This is a genomic window from Pantoea sp. AS142 (genome assembly GCF_037152305.1).
GTDB lineage: Bacteria > Pseudomonadota > Gammaproteobacteria > Enterobacterales > Enterobacteriaceae > Pantoea.
In genome coordinates this window covers 1-223 of the sequence record NZ_JBBCMO010000046.1, presented here as the reverse complement: position 1 = coordinate 223, position 223 = coordinate 1, and the positions used below count along the sequence as shown (strand labels likewise).

Genomic DNA, 223 nt, shown 5'->3' with positions numbered 1-223 from the left:
CAGCGCCCGGCATTCCAGACTCAGGTCGGCAAACATCTGCTTCAGGCGGCGATTTTCGTCCTCCAGATCTTTCATCTTTTTGATATCAGAGGCTTCGATCCCACCAAATTTTGCTTTCCAGTTGTAATACGAGGCCTCGGATATTCCCGCTTCGCGACAAACATCTTTGACTGTACGTCCAGCTTCGACGGACTTCAGAACGGCAATGATCTGGTGTTCGGTG

At 50.7% G+C, this 223-nt stretch carries 1 protein-coding gene; it reads right to left on the bottom strand.

What is annotated here, in order from left to right:
- Positions 1-223 (bottom strand): transposase (locus WFO64_RS22475; RefSeq protein WP_337014415.1); only part of this gene is annotated, 223 nt, incomplete at both ends.